Here is a 19,534-nt window from a genome sequence, read left to right on the forward strand (position 1 = left end):
TTACGCATTGTGGCTGGGCCAAGAATACGGAGATCGCTGGTGACACTTATACGAATGTCCGCACGCGCACTGCAAAGCACCAGCAACGCAGCCTTGGTGGAGCGACTCGCAGAGCGTTCCCGCTCCACGCTTTTTCAGGAACCTTCGGATGGTGAGCGTCGGGCCTGGCTGAACAGTCTTCCGGCCCTGGCGGACGTACTGTGCGACGCCGGGCTTCACGAGATTGAGGTCCTGATCGAGTATCGGATGCCTCTCAGCAGCCTCCGGGCGGACGCTGTCCTGGTCGGCACACATCCAGACACAGGCAGGCCATCATTCGTCATCGTCGAACTCAAACAATGGAGTGAGGCACGCCTGGTACCCGACACACGAGATCTGTGCTTAGTCCCTGGAGCCGGGTACCGCTCCTCTCTTCATCCTGTCACGCAAGTTCGTCGATACTGCGACTACCTGGAGGACTTCACCGCCCTATTGAATGATTCGCAGAATCACGTCGCGGGCTTAGCCTACTTACATAATGCCCAAGACCGAGACGTGAGCGAATTGCTGCAACTAAACGACGGAAAAGCGCATCTGTTCACCAGCACGTCCCGCGGTGAACTCATACGACATCTGCAGAATCAGCTCTCTCCGCTGGATGGCGCCCTTGAGGCGGATGCCCTCCTGGACAGTCCCATCACACCTGGTCAGCAACTCATGCAAGCGGCTGCCGATGAGATCCTCTATGGCGGCAATTTCCGACTCATGGACGAACAACAGGTCGCGGCCTCCTTGGTCAAGCGCGCAGTATCCATATCGCGGAGATCAGACACCAAGGAAGTGATAGTGGTATCAGGAGGACCCGGCTCAGGAAAGAGCCTGATAGCCCTCCATCTCATGAGCTACCTCGGCAGAAACCGACGGAATGTCGTCCATGCCACCGGCTCCAAATCTTTCACCACCACCCTTCGCCACGTCGTCGGCCAGAAGAACGAACGCGTCGCCAAACTTTTCCGCTATTTCCTCGACTTCCGCACTGTAGATAGAAACGATCTCGACGTCATCATCTGCGATGAAGCGCACCGCATCCGCCACCATTCCAGAACCCAGGGCCCCTTGAACACCCAGAGAAGCGGACGCAGTCAGGTCGAGGAGCTCATCGACGCCGCCAGGGTTCCTGTTTTTCTCCTTGATGAACACCAAGTAGTGCGCCCTGACGAGATGGGAAGCGTTCGGGAGATTGATCGAGCTGCAAAGGAACGCGGGTGCGTCGTCCGTCACGTCGACCTCGATGAGCAGTTCCGCTGCGGTGGAAGCCGCGCCTATGAACACTGGGTCCGACGTCTCCTGGGCTTGGAGCCGGGAGGGCCGGTGCCTTGGGAGCCTGAACCGAACTTCGAGCTGCTACTGGCCGACGCTCCGCAAGCGATGGAGTCGTACCTTCACTCGCAGCAAGCAGCTGGATCTACCGCGCGTATGACCGCCGGCTTCTGCTGGCCATGGAGTGATCCGCGAAGTGACGGCAGTCTGGTCGATGACGTGGTTATAGGGGAATGGCGTCGGCCATGGAACGTCAAGGGAGAACGCGAAGTTCGCGGCGCCCCACGCTCCTCGCTCTGGGCCACCGAACAAGCAGGCATCGGGCAAATCGGCTGCATCTATACAGCTCAGGGCTTCGAATACGCGTGGAACGGCGTAATCCTCGGCAAGGATCTAGCCTGGGCAGGCGATAGCTGGCGCATTAATCCGACGGAATGCAAGGACAGCAGCCTGCGCCACGCTTCACCCAACCACTTCGAACGCCTCACGCGAAACCGCTACAAGGTACTCCTCACGAGGGGCCTGACCGGCACAGTCCTGTACTCGGACGACGCGAGAACTCAGGCTCTGCTGCGCACCCTTATCCCGGGCCGCGTCCCTACGTCATGACGCGGGACACGAGCCTGCGGCGGGCAGCCTCTGGCGCAGGTCAGAGGCCCCTTCCGAGGTAAGGCCGCAGGCAGCGGCAGCCGAGTCGGGCTGGTCGCGGCCATTTCCCCGGCCAAATAGCTCACGTCGGTCACAAGGTCGTCCGGCGGCTGGTCGAGGGCGAGGGCGTGCTGGTGCAGGACGGTCCGCACATCGCGTACGCGATGGCCGGCGTGCGGGGCGTTGCTCTGTGCGTACACAAGATGACCTGCGGGGAGCCTCAACGCGGTGCAGTACGCATGCATCTGGTCACCGCCTAGAGCCGATCAGTGGCAGCGTGCAGCAGCCTGTTCTCGGTGATGTCCGTGGTGAACTCGTCGTACGCGATCTCGACGGGCACGGGCAGCGTGGTGCCGAACCGTCTGAGGGCCTGCTCGGCCTCGCGGATGCGGCCCCGGACTACAAAAACGTGTCCTCGGTCGTCCGGGTATCCCTGGAGTGACCCGCCTCGAATCGCCCGCTCTACCTGGCGCTCAAAAATGCATCCCGGTGTTCGGCCAGTTGTCAGGTGCCCAGGCCCTCATCGTGGACACACAATGAACCGCACAGGTTCGGAAAGCACTCGCGCTACCGACTCCAGGTCCGCCAGCCGCCTTGCCAGCGTCGATTCGGCGAGCCTGGGTGGCAGTGCATCCGCGAACTTCAGTCCTTTGACCGCCCGCTCGTCGACCTCCGGCAGGCACAGATGGTCCGAGGCGGCGACCGAAACCTGTTTCCAGTCGTCAGGGCCGAGGTCCTCACGCAGCCGGATCCAGCAGTCGTTGATCTGCTGGGCAGGTACGGCGACCTCAGCGAGCGTCGCCGCGAGTGTGGCGTTCGCCCGATGGCCGGCCCATGTCCACCACCTCACGTATCCTCCGGAACCGCGGGTGATCACCGTGCCTCCGGGGTGCACCGCTTCCATGAAGTGCTCCCGTGCTTCGACCAGGTACTTCTCCGCTCGCGCCGTGAGGTCCACCGGCGGGTTCGCCCCGAGGAGCACTTCTCGTACTGCGCGGGTGAGTTCGAAGGAGATGCCGAAGTCGAGCCCGGCACCGCTCCACTTTGCTCTGCCGCCGCCGTCGACGGATTCGACGAAGCACCGCTTGCGCTTCCAGTCGATGTACGTGACCTGCCAGCTCCGCCCGGCCAGGAGCAACCGCCGTGGCCCGTCGATCCGTTCGGTGAGCAGGCTCGGATCCGTCCTGCCGATCTCCCTGCGGCCTTGCAACACAGTGAACTGCGGAGGCGCGGTGAACACCGCCGTCAGGTTCATGAAGTGCCGGTGCCCGAAGCGCCGTTCCGCCTCGGGGCCGATGAACAGGAGTCCGCCGTCCTGGTTCAGGTAGCCGTTGTCGACCAGGTGCCGGACGATCGGCTCGGCGGACTGGCCGAACGGGCCGAGGCCATTCCACCACTCCTGCCAGAGACGGTCCCCGACCTGTGGTTCCTGCAGGCACAGCGCGAGAAGCTGTTGGGCCACGATGTGCCGCGGCTCCGGCGGGGCGACGACAGGCTCCACCCAGCCGCGCGACCACTGCAGGAGAAGGGCCGCGGCGCCGAGGAGTCCATCGCGGTCCAGCGCGAGGAACAGGCAGTTGCGTGATGTCCCGGGCCTGCGTCCGGTGCGGCCGAGCCGTTGCAGGAAGGAGGCGACGGTGAGCGGGGCGTCGATCTGGATGACCCGGTCCAGATCCCCAACGTCGATGCCGAGTTCGAGGGTACTCGTGGAGACGATGACACAGTCGCGGGCCTCGGCGAATGCCTGTTCCGCGCGACGGCGTTCGTCGACCGAAAGGGAGGCGTGCGAGAGGAAAGTCGTCACGCCCTTTGCTCGCAGCTTCTCGCCCAGTTCCTCGACGAGCCGACGGGACTCGCAGAAGACGAGCCGTTTCTCGCCGCGGTGCAGGGCCGCGATCACGGTGGCGGCGTTGTCGACGGAACCCACGTAGTCGAGCTGGATGTCCGGGGGCGGCGGCACCGCTCCCGGTGTCTCCGGCTGCGGGTCGGCCAGATGCGGTGCCACCACCACGGACGGCTGCTTCCCCGCTCCGGATCCCTGCAGCCACAGCAACAGCTCCTCAGGGTTGCCGACCGTGGCGGACAGCCCGACGCGCTGGACGGGGCGTCCGACGACGCGCTGCAGCCGCTCCAGGACCGCGAGCAGATGCCAGCCCCGGTCGTCCCCGGCGAAGGCGTGCACCTCGTCGACGACCACGGTGCGCAGTCCGGAGAAGAAGGACGTGTGATCGACGTTCGCGCTCACCAGCATCGCCTCCAGCGACTCGGGCGTGGTGAGCAGGATGTCGGGCCGCGCGGCCAGGATCCGTTTCCGCGCGCCGGAGGTGACGTCCCCGTGCCACAGGGCGGCCGTGCGTCCGAGCCACGAGCTGTACGTCTCCAGCCGGGGCAGCAGGTTGTTCAGCAGCGCCTTGAGCGGACACACGTAGAGGACGGACGTCCCTGACCACTTCCGCTGCACCATCTTCGACAGCAGCGGAAACGAGGCGGCCTCCGTCTTGCCTCCGGCGGTAGGCGCCAGAAGGATCGCGTCGTCGCCCGCGAGCAACGGCCCGATGGCCTCCTCCTGCAGAGGGCGCAGTCCGGTCCAGCCGAGCGTGTTGACGATGTGGTGGACCAGCGCGGGTTCGAGATCGTCGATGCCGCTCACGGCATCTCCAGGTCGATGTCGTCCGCGCGTGCGGCCGCCGCGTTGCGTTCCACTTCGGTCAGCTCGCCGTCCGCGATGGTGAGCGCGTAGTGCTTGCGCGGATCGAAGTCCTCGAACTCGTCCACCCGGTCCAACACATCGGCGACGAGCTTGCGCAGGAAGACGCGGGGCGCTACCCCGACCTTGCCCCCGAGTCCGCCGGTGACGGCAGTGGCGAGTTCCATGAGATAAGCGTCGTCCACCTGCTGCTCGACTCGCTGCGGATACCGGGCAGCACCCGCGTACAGGTCGCGCACCCGCCTGCCCAACTCGCCGAGCCGCTCCAAGTCGAAGCCCGCAAGCCGCAGTTGGACCGCTCGCGGAGAGTCGAATCGCGGGTCGGTGCTGAAGTCGGTCGCCAGCCGCTGCGCCAGCGGCGGAAGCCGCTGCACTCCCTGCTGACCGTCGAAGAATGCCGGGGTCCCGGTGATGACGAGAAACAGCCCGGGAAAGCGCCCCGCGTCAATCTCGTCGAGAAGCTGCCGTAGAGCGTTGAGTCCCTTCTCCCGCACATCACCACGTACCCGCTGGAGAGTCTCGATCTCGTCGAGGACGACCAGCAGGCCGGGATGGCCGCAGTCACGCAGCACCGTGAGCAGTCCCTGCAGGAAGCCGAGGGCCGCGAAGTGGTCGAGGTCTCCCCGGACTCCGGCGGCCCTACGGGCAGACGCCGCGACGGACCTCTGACCGCCGAGCCAGGCGATGAGGGCTTCGGCGGTCGCCGCGTCGTCGGCCGCGACCGCGCGCCGGTACCCGCGCAGCGCCGCGGCGAACGCCGGCGTGGTGCGGGCCACATCGGCAAGCCGACGCTCCATCAGTACGTCGACGGCCGCTGCCAGCGCCACCTCGTCGTCCTCGTCCACGTCCCCGTTGTCGAGGACCTCCTCCTCCAATGTGTAGAACCAGGAGTCGACGATCGCGCGCAGCGCACTGGGCTGGTGGGTCGCCGTGGACAGCCGCTCGGTGAGCCGGCGGTACACCGTCTCCAGCCGGTGCAGAGGTGTCTCCGTCTCGGAGATCTGCACCTCGGCCGTGGCGAGCCCGGCGCGCTTGGCCCGCTCGGCGAGCCAGCGTGCGAAGAAGGTCTTGCCGGATCCGTACTCGCCGCGGATGGCGTGGAAGGCTGCCCCGCCCCGCGCCACCGTGGCCACGTCCTCGTCGAGGGCGCCGGTGAACCGGTCGAGGCCGACCGCGAAGAGGTCGAGCCCGGAGTGCGGCACGGTGCCCCGGCGCAGTGCGTCGACGACCTCCCGCCGCCGGACCGCGCTCACGTCGGGCGACGGCGTCATCGGCGTCACGTCGGCTCCTTCGGGAAGAACTGGTCGCGCAGCAGGGTCACATCGAGTTTCACCGTGTGCCCGGCGTCGATGAAGCCGAGGACCGGGTAGCCCTCGATGTTGAGCAGCCGCTGCACGGTGGCGATGAACCCGTCGATGTTGCGCCGCACCCGCCCGGTCGCCGAGATGGCGCCGGCGAGCGCGGCCGGTGACATGGTGCCGCCCGCCCCGGCCAGCGCGTCGATGACGGCCGCCACGACCTTGCTCTCGGGAGCCTTGCGGACGTACTCCTTCTGCGCCTCGTACACCTCGCTGGCGACCACCCGCTCGCCCAGGGTGGCAGGTGCGGCTCCGTCCGCGGCCGGCACTACGACGTCGGCGGCGGCGAAGAGCCCTTCGCCCGCGTGCTGCTCCTTCGGCTTGCCCCGCTTCGGTTTGCGTGGTGGCTCCTGCGCTGCCACGGCCTCGGGCCGCCCGCCCTTGTAGGGGGCCCACCACCGGGGGACGGCCTGCTCCCGGGGCAGGGCCTCCCACCCCTTCGGCACCAGATCGCGGTCGGGCACCAGGACCAGCAGCGGCACCGTGACCTCCGCGAGCGCGGCTCCGCCGTGGTACCCGGCCCGGCGGCCGGTGTAGCGGATGTCCTCCCGCCAGGGCGCGACGATACTGCCGCCGCCCTCCAGGACACGCGGCCCCGACAGATGGACCTCACCGTCCTTCGCCGCGCCGGTACGCCATCGGGCCGAGCCGGACCCCGCGCCCTCGTCACCCACGGGCCCTTGGCTCGCGCCCCGCTCCACCACATGGCCGTGATCGGCGACGAGCACGACCGGGCGCCCGTACCCCTTGGCCGCCGACAGCAGCTCCCGCAGATAGGTCACGTCACCCAAACTCCACTGGGTGCGCCGCCCCTGCTGCCCCTTGTCGAGGGCGTCGTCGATGGTGTTCAGTACCACGCCGACGACCGCATCCGAGGCGAGCGCGGCCATGATCTCCTCGGAGAGGAACCTTCCCGCCCCTCCCTCTATCCCGGCCTTGTGGAAGAGCAGCGCGTCGAGTCGACGCTGCTTCCAGAAGGCGGCGAAGCCCGAACTCTCCTTCGCCTGCCCGCCCTTGACCGCCGTTCCGGTGAGCAGGGAGGCACGACTGACCTCGGTGACCGAGGGGAGCATGGAGACCGCGGCCATCCGCCGCGGCTCTTCTTCCGAGCCCGCCTTGCTGGGCACGGCCTCGGTCCAGCCCTCGCGCTCGACCTCCTCGCCCAGTTGGGCGGCGACGGCAGAGCTCATGCCGTCCAGCACCAGGACGAGCGGAGCCGTATCGCCAGCCAGCGGCCTGACGGCTTCGGCCAGCACGTTCTCGACGACCAGGCAGCCGCCGGGGTGGAGCGCGGTGGCATTCGGCGTCCAGGAGGCGAGCCGCCGGGCGAACTCCTCGTCCAGCCGCTCGCGCCGCTCCCTGGCCGCCTCGTACAGCGCACGGAGGTCCTCGCCCGCGGCGGCGTCACCCTCGGGGTCGCCGGCCCACAGAACGGCGAGCGCCCGGTCCGCCCAGCCCCAGTCCCCTGCCTGGTCCCGTACTCCGGCCGCCACCGACGCCACCGAGGGCCGCGGAAGGGCCAGCCAGCGGGCGATGCGTACGGCCATCTCGGCCACGCCGACGCGGTCCGTGTTCAGGCGGGCCAGCATGTGCGCGTTCAGCTCGGACAGGGCCGCTTCCCCCGCTTCCGGGGAAGTACGGGCCGCTGCCGTCACGTGCCGCAGCTGGGCCGTGAAGCTGGACGGCAGGAAGCGGTTGGATTCGAGGGCCGTGGTGAGTCCGGCGTCCTCGGCAAGCTTGTCGGCGCGCTTGAGGACGGCGGAGACCCGCTCCAGTGCGTCTGCGTTGTGCCGGGCCTCCCCGATCCAGCGGATGAGGGCGCCCTCGACGGCCTCGGTGAAGGACTGCAGTTCGGTCCGGCGCGGCATCACCTGGCCGAACAGCCCGCCCACGGCGAGCACCACGTCCGGGCTCGCGGCCTGGTCGCGCAGGACGGCTCCCAGCAGACCGAGCGGCATCGCGTCCGATCCGCGCCCGGTCTCGGCCAGGGACATCAGGACCGGTGCCGCCGGGCCCGTGGTCTCACCGAGCCACTTCTTCAGCTCGTCCCGTTCGGTCTGGTCCAGCTCAGCGAACCGCAGGGGCCCCGCAGGGGTACGGGACCAGGTGAGCAGGGCGTCCAGATCGACGACTGTCCCCGCCGCCGGTGCCGCCCCGTCGTCGCCGTCGCCCAGCCCGAGCCGGGCCACGACCAGCGCGCGCAGCGCCGCGTCCCGCGTCAGGACGGAGCCCGCGCGTGTCCACCCCCGGGACGGCTCGGCGTCGAGCAGCGCCTCCAGCAGCCATCCTTCGTCGTACATGCGCGGGTCGAGTCCGGCTGCTCCGAAGCGCTGCATGACGATTTCGGCGTTCTCCACCGTGAGCGTCTGCCGCCGTACCGCCTGCCCGCGCAGGTCCCAGCCGATCTGACCGTCGTCGACGCCGGTGGTGACGACCAGCAGGTCCGCACCGGCGGCCTTGTCCCGGTGCTTCGTCCACTCCTCGAGGATGCCCAGGACGGACGCCTGGTGGCTGACGCGGACGCGCCGCGTCTCCTCCCCCGTCCGCACGGTGAACTCCTCGGGCGCGCCGGCCGTGTAGCGCCCGTGCACCAGGACGAGACGCCGGTCTCCGAGCCCGGAGGCGTGCGTGGCTAGCAGGGCCTCGATGGTGCGACGGCCCACCTGGGGCAGGGCGGCGCCCATCAGCGTCCGGTCTCCTTCTCCTGGTCGCCGGTGGGCACGGGGCGCCAGGTGACCTGGATGCGGGTGCCCGGATGCGTGGCGAGATACGACCTGATCTCCTCCTCCACGTCGGCGACCGTGGCGGCGAGGGACGCTTCGAGCCGAGTGGGCTCGACGACATGCGGAGCCCCCGGGCGTACGGCGTGAGCGGGTACGTCGACCGGCCGCCCGCCACCGTCGACCTGCTGCGGCGTGTCCTCCGGCACGACGGGCGCCGACGGGATCACCGGCTTCCCGTGTTCCGTGAAGCTGATGTCGTCGGCGGTCGGCTGTGGTTGTTGCGGCTGAGGTGGCACGGGCTGGGCGACCTGCGCGAGGCGTGCGACTTCGTTGACGAGGGCCAGCGCCCGGTCCTGGAGCTGTTCGAGTACGGGGACGAGCGAGCGGGCCTGCTCGTGGTCGTTCGCAGTCTCCTCGATGACCTGGATCAATCGTGCGGCCCGGTCGCCCACGCCGTCGTCCCGGCCGGTGAAGCCGCGCACGCTGCCCAGCAGCTTCCAGTTGGTGTCGTCGAGCGCGGCCAGCACCTCGGGGGCCTGCTTGAGGGCGGCCCCGATCTCCTGGTCGGTCACGTCGTACGCCACCGCCGCGAGCTCGCGCACCACCACGGCCGCGTCGTCGGTGCGCCCGAGCCGCGCCACCAGGTCCGCCGCGGCCTTCATGGACCTCATCCGCGGGGCGTCCGCCCCCTGGGGGCCCTGCAGCCCCAGTTCCCCGGCCCGCTTCTGCAGCACGGACCGGACCCCGCTCACGGCATCGCGATGCCTCTCGGCCACTTCCTTCACGCCGGTGGCGAGTTTGGCGACGTTCAGTGCGATGAGCGCGGGCGGTACATGAACCCCGAAGATCCTTCCGGCCCGTTCACGCGCGGTCGCGAACTCCTCGTCGGTCGGCTTCTCGACGGCGCGCAGTCCGTAGCCGGGACCGATCTTGTCCAGCTCCGGCGCCTGCCGCAGCGGTGAGGTCTGGTACACCCACGTCCGGTCGTCGAGCAGTGCGTAGGTGGCGATGATCAGGTTGCTGACGTTCTTCTCCAAGCCGGTGAACCCGAGCTGGCCGATCCACCTGCGGATGTCCTCGACGGACAGGTCCGTGCCGGCGTGCGCGTCGGCGGCCTTCTGGTTGATCCGCAGCCGCCACTCACGGCTGACGTTCAGCGGACCGTCGTACACCTCGCCCAGTCCCAGCGGGTGCACGATCTTCTTCACCATGGCCAGCTGGTGGCTGTCGACGACGATGCGTCGCTCGCCGCTCTCCATGGCCCGGCCGATCCATTCGAGCGCCGTCTTGAGCTCGCGCAGGGTGACCGGCTTGCGGGTGAGGGCGGGGTCGAAGTCGGGGTGCTTCGGGTAGAGCACGGCGAACATCTCGTCCGCGAGGGCGTAGAGGTTCTTCTCGAAGCCGATTCCGGGCTCGGGCTTCTGCCGCGTGAAGCCGGGCCGCAGCGACCACACGTGCTGGTCCGCCGGGACCTCGGCCCCGACGTTCGCGGCCTCCGCCTTGCTGATCCCGTACAACTGCTCTAGTACGGCGGAGAGTTGGGTGGTGAGATTGTCGCTCTGCGCCTTGAGCTGGTGGCGGATCTGGATCCGTTCCTCGGTCGGGCGGGTGGCGGTGACGTCGTCGAGGCGGTCGCGCTCCAGCAGATAGTTGATCTTCAGGAGTCGTCCGAGCTGCCGGGCCCGCTGCTCGGAGAAGAAGTCGGGCAGCCAGACGATGGTGTTCGCGGTGCGTCCCGACCGCTTCAGGGCCTCGATCCGGTGGACGTCCTCGATCGGCGAGCGCTGCGGCTCGTCGAAGGGATAGTCCAGTACGAAACGGATGTTGCCGTCGGTCTGCGGTTCGAACTGCTCGTCGGGCAGATGGGGATCCCGCACGTTCCCGAAGACGAACTCGGCGGTCCGCTTGGTGCCCCGCCAGACGATCTCGCGCTCGCACACGAACGCCTGCGTGTCCTTGATGCCGAAGGCCGCCCACAGCTGGTCCTTGACCCACTGCCGCCGGTGTCCGCCCTTGTCCGCGACCCCCTGGACTTCTTCGAGCAGCGGCTCGACGTCCAGGTCGGACAGGTGCAGATGGAACACCGGGTCGGCGTCGCCCTCACTCCTCAGCTCCCCGAAACCCTGGGCCTGCAGGTCGCGCAGCGCCTTCACCGCGATCGATCCGGCCGACCCCACCCGGGCCCTGATCGTGCCGTGGTTGAGGGCGGCGAGCCGCCCACCGGTCAGCCGTGCCAGAGCCGGGACGTTGGGGGCGAGCGCGGCGAGCAGCAGCGTTTTGACGAGCCGGTCGTCCCGCCGGTAGCGCGGATCGTCGACGGACCCGTACTTCTCCAGCAGATGCGCCCGTACGCGCGCATGGAAGCGGTGCGCGATCTCGGACTCGCGGCGCAGCTTGGCGGTGAACGCCTCGCCGGTGCCCGACGCTATGACGTCCCACAGATCGCCGAGCGGGATCAGCTCCCCCATCCTCAGGTCGTCGCGCCGGCGCCGCAGCAGTTCCTGGACGAGCTTGAGGCCGGTGCGTTCGCGCTGGAGCGCTCCGGAGAGGTCCACGAGCACATTGAGCAGCGCGGGCGAGAGCGGGTACAGGGTGCGGAAGTCGTCCCAGCTGGCCTCGGTCCGCCCGTGGGCGTCGAGCAGCACCTGCCGGACCTCGTCCTTGGACGACTCGACGAGCGTGAAGGCCTCGTCGCGGGCCGATTCCATCCCTGGCTTCGGTTCCAGCACACGGCGCTTGATGATCTCGACGAGGTTGCTGTCCTCCAGATTGACGACGTCGATGCGTCCGGCGAGATACTCGATCTGCTGTTCTAGGTTCTGCACCTCGGCGCCCGCCACGTCGGAGCCGATGAGCTGCGACAGGTCGCGCTGACGCGAGATGAAGGACACGATCGGCACGGGCCGGTCGGTGTCGCCGGACTCGATCAGCTTGACCAGCCGCTGCACCTGGTCGCGCACGAAGTCCTGCTCGCCCATGTGCGCCTGGAGCCACAGGATCAACTCATCGAGGAAGAGCACGATGCCGTCGTAGCCGAGGGACTTGGCGTGCCGGGAGATGACCGACAGCCCGTTCTCCAGCGGCACGAAGGCGTCCTTGTCGCCGCGGGCTCCTTGCGCGTACGCCGCCATGGGCCCGGAGAGCAGGGCGGACACGAGCGCCTCGCGGTACGGGTCCCCGGCGGGCGCGTCGAAGGCGAGGTCCAGGTCGGCGGAGGTCCAGCTGCCGGCGGCCGGGGCGGCGTCGTCCGCGTCCAGCATGTCGAGGTCGTCGTCATCGCCGTCCGCGCCGACGGCACCGCCACCCGGGGCCACCGCGGCGGCCCCGTCACCGAGCCACTGCACGAACTTGGCGTCGTCGGCGAGGAACTCCCGCTGCCTGCGCGCGTCCGCGAGCGCGGAGTCGGCCCGGTAAACGGCGGGGGTCGGCTTGTTCCCGTCCAGGGACCGCACGGCGTGCACGTAACCGCCGAGGATGGCCGAGTCCAGGTCGGTGGAGCCCACCAGGTGGTAGGGCACCATGAGGAAGTTGCTGTCGCGCAGCCAGTCGTCGTGCTCGGCGATGACCTCCTGCAGCCGCGGCTTGGAGCGGGCCGCCGCGCTGTTGTTCAGCACGGCATGCAGCACGGTCAGGAAGTGGCTCTTACCAGCGCCGAACGAACCATGCAGATAGGCGGCGTGCGAATTCCCCGACCTGACCGCCGCCCCAACCAGCCCGAGCGCGCTCCGGAAGGCCCCTTGCAGCTGCTCGGTGACCACGTACTCCGCGACGCGGGCATCGGTTTCGGTGAACCCGCCGGACAGCTCGACCTTGAAATCGCCGGCATGGACGTCTTCCTTGATGTCGATGACATCCCGCAGGAAGAGTTCGCTGGTGGGCATCCGGCTCTCGTTCCCTCACTCGGCAGCAGTCGGGGCGCGCCGATCTCCCGGATCTCACGCGCGACATCCAATCTTGCCAGTCTTGGGATGCCTTGTGCCCAGGCCAGACGCAAGTTGCGTGACGCTGATGTCACGTTGAGCGACTCGAGCGCACGATTCTCTCACGCAAAGCGACGAGTGAGCATCTCTCCGTGACTTCCACCTGGGTGTAGGCCCGTCGACAGCCTGGCCGAGAACCACTTAAGCCCGCATACGACCGTCTTGTGCTTCTTTTCAACCGGCTCTGACACTCGTGACCAGCGGGACATGCCGGCGTGCTTGAGGACCGCGAGGGGGACCCATGGGGAGCACCGGGATCGAGGGCTTACTGCGCGACAGGTTACTGATCATGGTGAACGACAGGTCGGCGATCGGCCTGCTGCCGTACATCGACGGAAACGCCGGAGGGCTGCTCCTCACGGGTGCCGATGCGGCGGTGAGGTGCCGGAACATACGCAACAGCTACCCGGACACGGTCGTGGCCGTGGACTACGGCGGCCACGAGCACCGGGTCGCGACCGCCGACCGCCCCTTCGGCTATCAGGCGTCCGACGGCTGGCACGCGCTCGACTTCTCCGGCCTGGAGGAGGCCCTGAACGGCCAGCTGGCCAACAAGGCGGCGTTCGCGGTAACCCCGACCTGCTTCATACCGCCGCCGGACGAGGACGGCGACGCGCGCGTGCTGCGTGCCGTGATCACCCAGGCCAACCGGCTGGAGCGAACGGACACGGTCGTTCTGCTGCCGTGCAGCTACCGCTGGCTGCGGAACGAGTCGCTGCTGCACCTGGTGGAAGCGGTACGGGACAGTCGGCACCCCGTGGCGTTGATCATGCAGCACTACAAGGACCCGCTGGAGCGGGTGGGTGTGGCCGAGGGCCTACGTGTGCTGTGCCGGTCCTGCCCGCGTCTGCTGCTGTGGCGGACGGACCTGGCGGCGTTCGACGCACTGGCACACGGCGCGCTGGGCACGGCGGTAGGGGTCACCGCAATGCTCCGTCACGGCATGGACCCGCGCAGCAAGGGCCGGGGCTGGCGGCCGTATCCGGTGGTGCTCGTCCGCGAGCTGCTGAAGTACCACCGCGTGGAGGTGCTGCAGAACTGGTTCGCGCGCGTCGAACCGTGGACGTGCGGGTGCGCGGTGTGCGAGGGCGCCGAGTTGTCCCGCTTCAGCGAGAGCAACGCCGACGTACGCGAGTCGCAGTGGCACAACACGTGTGAGCTGTACGCGCTGCACGATGAGTTGATCTCGGCCGACGCTGGTCCGGACAGGCTGGAGTGGTGGCGGCAGATCGTCGACGACGCGGTTGCCCGGCATCACCTGCTGACCTCCGATCTCGGGGAGGAGGTCGCGCATCCTCCGGTGCTGCACTACTGGCAGCGGCCGAGCCCGCCGGCGGTTCCGATGCCGTGACGGATGCTCGGGGCGCTGTCGAGGAGGTCGATCTCGGCCCAGACGACCTTGCCGGGCCCTCGACGGTCGGCGACGCCCCAACGGGAGGCGAGGGCGTCGACGATGACGAGGCCACGGCCGTGGTCTTGATCGGTGGTCGCGTCCGTGGCGCCGGTCGCGGGTGGCTGTGCGGTGAGAGGGCGGTCGCTTCGGGCGTCGGCGACCTCGATGCGGAGTGCGTCCGTACGGTGCTCGAGGCGGAGGGCGAAGTCGCGGCCGGGTACGCGGGCGTGGAGTACGGCGTTGGACGCCAGCTCGGCGACGACGAGGGCGGCGGTGTCGGAGAGGTCCGAGCCGAACGGGATGCCCCAGGCGTCGAGTTGGTGCGTGGCGAGGTGACGGGCGAGGCGGGCGCCGCGCCGGGTCGCGCTCAGCCTCTGGAAGAACACACGTACGGTGACGGCCGGTTGGGCCTGAGGTGCGGTCATGCGGTCCAGCGTCGCGGGAGGGAGAGCGGTTCAACAGGCACGACGCTGGTACAGCCGCGGCTGGGTGGGTTCACTGAGTGGACAGGGTGGGTGACGCCCCGTAACCATGGGTGGGTTGATGTCCCGGTGGGGTACGTGGGAGGTGGGCCGGGCGTGTTGGACGGCGTCGCGAGCAGTGAACCGGAAGTGTCGGACGGCCTCAAGAGCTTCGGCGCGGTCCTGAAGGCGTTGCGGGAGGAAGCGGGCCTGACGCAGGAGGAGTTCGCGCCGCAGGTGCGGTACTCGGTGCATGCGGTGGCCAAGCTGGAGCAGGGGAAGCGGTTCCCGTCGGTGAGGTTCATCGAGCGGGCCGGGGTGGTTCTACAGGCGCCGAGGGTGCTCAAGGCGGCGGCACGGCATCTGACGCGGAGGCAGGGGCTGGCTTCGTGGTTTGTGCAGTGGGCGGGGATCGAGGAGGAGGCGATCTCGCTTTATGCGTATGAGTGCCGAGCTGTTCCTGGGTTGTTGCAGCCGGAGGCGTACGCTCGGGCGGTCTTCCTGAGTAGCTTGCCTCCGCTGACTGATGAGCAACTCGAACGGCAGGTCGAGGCACGGCTCGAACGACAGCGTGTTCTGTCCGAGAAGCAGAACATGGCCTTCAGCTTCATCATCGAGCAGGCGCTACTCGAACGCCGGACGGGTGGAGACGAGGTCACGGGCATCCTTATCGACCACCTGCTGCAGCGGGCCGAACTCCGCAATGTGCAGCTCCAGATCATGCCCATGCGCCAAGACGATCACGCAGGACTCGACGGCCCCATGTACCTGGCGGAGTCTCCGGAGAATCAGTGGTTCGGCTACTTCGAGGGACAGCAGGGAAGTGCCCTGATCACAGGCTCGAAAGACACCAGCGCCCTCCTTCAGCGCTATGGGAAGATGCGCTCGCAGGCCCTCAGCCACGAGGCGACCGTGGGGCTGTTGAAACAGATGCGAGGAGCGCTATGAGCACCACCGAGCTGACTTGGTTCAAGAGCAGCTACAGCGGGACACAGGGCGACAACTGTGTTGAGGTCGCTCACTGCACTGAAGCTGTCCACGTCCGGGACTCCAAGGACAAGGAGGGCAGTCAGCTAGCCCTCTCCCGCACCACGTGGTCGACCTTCGTCGCGTACGCGGCAGACCCCCGACTCTGACACCCGCTCAACGCCCGTGGGGCTGCCGGAGTACTGAACTCCGGCAGCCCCATCGCCACGTTCCGCCTACTCGACGTCGAGGGCGGGCTGCTCCGGGGCGCTCGCCTTCTTCGAGGCGGCAGCCTTCCGCCCTCGCGCGCGCTTCACCGGCCGCCATGCCTTGAGATCCGCCGCGCTGAGCCGATGCTTTCCCATCTGCTCGTCCAGGAAGGCATCACAGTCCTCCGCCGGCACGGACTCCCACTCGCCGTCGTACTCACCGTGCCACTGCCGCACCCAGGGCATGACCTCATGCAACCCGGCGATCAACGGGGTCAACCGCTCGGTGCCCCAACCACTCTGCTCCGTGCGGTCCTCGATGAGGTTGACGAGCGCCTGGGCCTGGTCCTTGTGATCCCACCCGGCCCACCCGAGCAGCACGGTCGGATCGGCGTCGGGCCCGGCCTCCAGGTAGGAGATGAACCGCTCCTTGGGCACGTCGAGCTTGCCGCGGTGGGACCAGTAGGAGTGCTTGAGGAAGTCAGCGGACGAGTACTTCGGCGGTACGGGGATGTCGAGCCGCTGCCCAGTCCGGTCCTCCTCCCGCTGTTGCTCCCAGACCTCTTCCCACTGCGCACGCTTGCGCAGGCCGGGGTCTTTGTAGCGCATGGCAGCGAGGTACGGCACGTGCTCATCGGCGATGACATCAGCGAGCACCTGCCCGAGCGGGAGGTCGGGCTTGTTGAGGTGGTCGGAGGCGTAGAGCGCGGCGACGGAGGTGAAATCAGCGTCGGAACTCAGGGCATCGGCAATCTGGTTGGCGGTGAGCGTGCGAGGCTGCTTCACACCCTCCCGCAGACTAAACCAGAGCGCGGGATCCTCACACCGATCCAACAACCACGTGCGGAGGGCGGCCTTCTCCTTCTTCTCCCAGGGCTCAGCCAACCAACGCCGCTTGCACTCGGGCCGCTCGATGAGCGCAATGTCCGTACGCCGCTCGATGATGTCGATTCGAGCCTGCACGATGTCTCGGTACCAGTCGGGCCAGTGCCCTGGAATCTCGGTGATGGGCGTCGATCCATGCCGCTCGAACCACGCGGTGTCAACTTGGCCCGCCGCGCGCTTTCGAGCTAGCACAATCTCGAAAGCCCGCTCTCCGAGCCGTACTTCGGGGATGGTGTCGGGATCGGGCTCCGGTACGGTCGTCCGCGTCAGGTCGGCTTCAAACAGCAGTTTGTATAGCCCATACACCTGCCAGTCCAGCTCTTCCTGGAGGGCGATCATACGCTGGCGGATGCGTGTGTACTCGGCACACGCTCCATCCAGAGCCGCACGAGTGGGGGCGATGTCCTTGCTGATCACAAAGGGCTCGGATTTTTCTAGCTTCTGTGCCAGCGAGTCCAATACGGACCCCATAGCAAGCGGCAGCCTATCTGGTAGCGGGAACTCTGCCAGCCGTGTTGCATTGAAGGCGTATCGCGCTTCCCAAAGTTCGTCCTGGACCCCCCTGCCGATACCGCTACCCCCCTTGACATGACAGTTCTGTTTCAACCAAAACGCGGCAGTAGAAGAATTCAACAGCCCCAAGATCTCTAGATATTCAATATCTGTTGCTTCCCTGGAAAGTTTGACTACCGGGGCAGTCCTGTTGAATACCTTTCCAGAGCGATCCAAAACGAAGTGGTTGTGTGTACTCACTTCCGCATACGCAATCGCCAACGGCGTGTTCAACTTGGACCGCGTCAAGCGCCCAAATTCCGACCACTTGAGGCCGCCCTCTACTTTCGTTTGCCTTCCGAATAGAATGTTGTTTGAAATCGTCGTCCGGGCGGGCCACATGTAACGCAAGAGCGGCGGCTCCGCCTCAACATCCACCGCCTCGAATTCTTGAGTGTACGGGAATAGTACGTGCTCGAACTCGCCCCCCCTCCAGTCACGCAGCAAGTCGCCAGTCACCATTGTCCGAGACCAATCAGCGGTGATGCCTCGACGCCTGGCACTACGCTCAGGCAACAAATACAGATCGTCTTCCAGAGTGAAACTGGCGATGCCGAGCGATTCAACTCGTGCAGCGACTTTGCTCTGCACAGCCATCTCAATGCGATTGAGCAGTGCGCCTGCGCCGCCGCCGCTTACCGACCACGGATGGGAACGGAATCCTTGAGCGGGGACATCCTCGACCGAGACCCACTCTGATTCACTCCCCGGACGACTCGTTTGCTCAACAATCGCTTTCCAAACAAGACCCTCTGCAGCCTTTCTCGGCTGCGACGGCTCCCCTCGAACCCCCAACACGGCCCGAATCGTCCGATCGGGGTTCGGCAGTCGGTTCCGCCCCACAAGAATCACTGTCGGCGTACCGTGCCCAGGGATGAACGCCCCCGATGTATCAATAACGTGTGACAGTTCAACGCGCTCACGAAAAACAGCCTCAATGAGCTTCTTGCCGAACTCTCGCTTCATAAATGAATTCGCCGTGATCTGCCCGACGAAACCACCTCCCCCCTTGCCGCCACCCGCCCCCTTCAATGCCAAGTCAAAGAGCCTCTGCGCGAAGGGTACAGACAAGGCGTACTTGCCCGAGCAAGCGTCATACGCAGCTCGGTAGTTATCGTTCTCCGACTTGTCCTTCACTGTGATATAGGGCGGATTACCCACCACAACGTGATAAGATCCCCGCCCCAACAATTCCACCTCCCCGGCGAAATCCCCCACATCCTCCGAAGAGTAAACAAAGGCGCGCCCACTCCCAGAGTCGCCCCTCTCCAACTCCTCAAACAGCGTCCCCAAATCCGTCTGAATACCCGCCGCATCCCGCCCATGAAGCAACGAGTCCCCCACAGCCACATTGATGGGAAACACTGGCGCATCCGCCAACCGCGAAGCCCCCGCAGCCCGCATAGCCGCAACCAGCAACCGGAACCGAGCGATACTCACCGCAAAGGGATTCTTGTCGCACCCATGGACAGACTCCAGAGCCCTCCGCACCACCGACCACTCGTCCGCGCCCGGCTCCGCCTCCCGCCACTTCTCCACGAGCCGCTCGAAGATCCCCAGCAGGAAGTGCCCGGACCCGCACGCGGGGTCGATCGTCCGCAGCCCACGCCGCTCGACACCCCCCGGCCCCTCCACCACGGGATCCAGCCCGAACTCCTCGATGGCCGGCTCCAGCGTCAGATCGAGGATGAACTCCTCGACGAACTCCGGCGTCTGCAGCAGCGCATACGTCTTCCGGGCGTGGTCACTCAGGTCCTGGTACAGGTCACCGAGGAACCGCGTATCCCAGTCCAGATCCGAGAAGTCGTAAACGATCCGCCCGTCCGCGTCCCACCGCCGCCAGAACCGCAACAACTCCGTCGCGGCCTCATAGCTCGGCATCAGCTCCCACAGCGGATTGTGCGCGCGGTCGAAGAGACCGGCCACGGTCTCATGGGCCCTCGCAAGATGCTTGAACGCCGCAAGCAACCAGTCCCGGTCGTTGTGATCCGGATGGTCACGGAAGTGCGCCTCATGCCGCTCCTCCGCCTCGACCAACCGCTCCCCGGGTCCGGCGATGAACGGCGCCTCGATCAGCCCGTGATCCTCACAGAACCGTACGAAGACACAGGCCAGCACCCAAGCCACCGCAGCCTGAGTCACCCTCTCGTCCCGCCACGCCCCATACGTCGCCGCCGTACGCTGCGCCTCCCGGGCCCGCCGGTACTCGGACTCCAGCCGGACGCGGTACTCCTCCTCGGACTCACTGCGCGCACGCAGATCGTCCTCCAGGACGACGACCTGCCGCCGCAGATCCTTCAGCAGCGCCGCCTGATCCAGCCCCGCCCGCTCACCCTGGCCCGTGACCGTCACT

11 protein-coding genes are annotated in these 19,534 nt (G+C 67.2%); 4 read left to right on the forward strand and 7 right to left on the reverse strand.

The genetic code is table 11. The features are described from left to right. Positions 1–54 precede the first annotated feature (54 nt). Complete coding sequence (locus ACFY5C_RS36615) at positions 55–1,908, forward strand: DUF2075 domain-containing protein (protein ID WP_389453136.1); 1,854 nt, start codon at positions 55–57, stop codon at positions 1,906–1,908. A 295-nt stretch (positions 1,909–2,203) separates the two neighbouring features. On the opposite strand, the gene ACFY5C_RS36620 is transcribed toward ACFY5C_RS36615, so the two are convergent. From ACFY5C_RS36620 to ACFY5C_RS36640, 5 genes are read right to left on the reverse strand one after another with little or no spacing between them, the layout of a single operon-like run. Further along, positions 2,204–2,455, reverse strand: coding sequence for a hypothetical protein (locus tag ACFY5C_RS36620; RefSeq protein WP_389453320.1), 252 nt, complete (start codon positions 2,453–2,455; stop codon positions 2,204–2,206). Positions 2,456–2,467: 12 nt separating this feature from the next. After that, on the reverse strand, positions 2,468–4,597 hold the full coding sequence (locus tag ACFY5C_RS36625) for a DEAD/DEAH box helicase (RefSeq protein ID WP_389453139.1): 2,130 nt from the start codon (positions 4,595–4,597) through the stop codon (positions 2,468–2,470). Then, positions 4,594–5,925, reverse strand: coding sequence for a BREX system ATP-binding protein BrxD (gene brxD / locus ACFY5C_RS36630; protein ID WP_389453323.1), 1,332 nt, complete (start codon positions 5,923–5,925; stop codon positions 4,594–4,596). Before brxD ends, ACFY5C_RS36625 begins: the two co-directional genes overlap by 4 nt. Before the next feature lie 5 nt (positions 5,926–5,930). Next, positions 5,931–8,696, reverse strand: coding sequence for a BREX-2 system phosphatase PglZ (pglZ, locus tag ACFY5C_RS36635; protein WP_389453142.1), 2,766 nt, complete (start codon positions 8,694–8,696; stop codon positions 5,931–5,933). Then, complete coding sequence (locus ACFY5C_RS36640) at positions 8,696–12,616, reverse strand: PglY protein (protein ID WP_389453145.1); 3,921 nt, start codon at positions 12,614–12,616, stop codon at positions 8,696–8,698. Before ACFY5C_RS36640 ends, pglZ begins: the two co-directional genes overlap by 1 nt. 340 nt (positions 12,617–12,956) lie before the next feature. On the opposite strand from ACFY5C_RS36640, the gene ACFY5C_RS36645 reads away from it, so the two are divergent. Further along, positions 12,957–14,066, forward strand: coding sequence for a hypothetical protein (locus tag ACFY5C_RS36645; protein WP_389453148.1), 1,110 nt, complete (start codon positions 12,957–12,959; stop codon positions 14,064–14,066). Here the strand turns inward: ACFY5C_RS36645 and ACFY5C_RS36650 are convergent. After that, the gene (locus ACFY5C_RS36650) at positions 14,024–14,533 is read right to left on the reverse strand and encodes an ATP-binding protein (RefSeq protein WP_389453151.1); all 510 of its coding nucleotides are present in this window, start codon (positions 14,531–14,533) and stop codon (positions 14,024–14,026) included. The two genes, ACFY5C_RS36645 and ACFY5C_RS36650, sit on opposite strands and share 43 nt — an antisense overlap. Before the next feature lie 153 nt (positions 14,534–14,686). Here ACFY5C_RS36650 and ACFY5C_RS36655 point away from each other — a divergent pair, with 153 nt between their 5' ends. Together ACFY5C_RS36655 and ACFY5C_RS36660 are read left to right on the forward strand one after the other, a co-directional pair. Next, the gene (locus ACFY5C_RS36655; protein ID WP_389453154.1) at positions 14,687–15,517 is read left to right on the forward strand and encodes a helix-turn-helix domain-containing protein; all 831 of its coding nucleotides are present in this window, start codon (positions 14,687–14,689) and stop codon (positions 15,515–15,517) included. After that, positions 15,514–15,705 (forward strand): DUF397 domain-containing protein, encoded by a 192-nt coding sequence (locus ACFY5C_RS36660; RefSeq protein WP_389453157.1) that lies wholly within the window; start codon positions 15,514–15,516, stop codon positions 15,703–15,705. Before ACFY5C_RS36655 ends, ACFY5C_RS36660 begins: the two co-directional genes overlap by 4 nt. Positions 15,706–15,771: 66 nt before the next feature. Here ACFY5C_RS36660 and pglX read toward each other — a convergent pair whose 3' ends face one another. After that, a complete protein-coding gene (gene pglX, locus ACFY5C_RS36665) occupies positions 15,772–19,533 on the reverse strand; it encodes a BREX-2 system adenine-specific DNA-methyltransferase PglX (RefSeq protein WP_389453159.1) in 3,762 nt (1,253 codons plus the stop codon). Position 19,534: the final 1 nt, after the last annotated feature.

The organism is Streptomyces sp. NPDC012935, from assembly GCF_042900345.1.
Classification (GTDB): Bacteria; Actinomycetota; Actinomycetes; order Streptomycetales; family Streptomycetaceae; genus Streptomyces.

Excerpts from the sequence above, each read along its gene's own strand:
- ACFY5C_RS36615 (WP_389453136.1), top strand. The coding sequence starts at position 55 with ATGTCCGCACGCGCACTGCAAAGCACCAGCAACGCAGCCTTGGTGGAG.
- brxD (WP_389453323.1), bottom strand. The coding sequence starts at position 5,925 with ATGACGCCGTCGCCCGACGTGAGCGCGGTCCGGCGGCGGGAGGTCGTC.
- pglZ (WP_389453142.1), bottom strand. The coding sequence starts at position 8,696 with ATGGGCGCCGCCCTGCCCCAGGTGGGCCGTCGCACCATCGAGGCCCTG.
- ACFY5C_RS36640 (WP_389453145.1), bottom strand. The coding sequence starts at position 12,616 with ATGCCCACCAGCGAACTCTTCCTGCGGGATGTCATCGACATCAAGGAA.
- ACFY5C_RS36645 (WP_389453148.1), top strand. The coding sequence starts at position 12,957 with ATGGGGAGCACCGGGATCGAGGGCTTACTGCGCGACAGGTTACTGATC.
- ACFY5C_RS36650 (WP_389453151.1), bottom strand. The coding sequence starts at position 14,533 with ATGACCGCACCTCAGGCCCAACCGGCCGTCACCGTACGTGTGTTCTTC.
- ACFY5C_RS36660 (WP_389453157.1), top strand. The coding sequence starts at position 15,514 with ATGAGCACCACCGAGCTGACTTGGTTCAAGAGCAGCTACAGCGGGACA.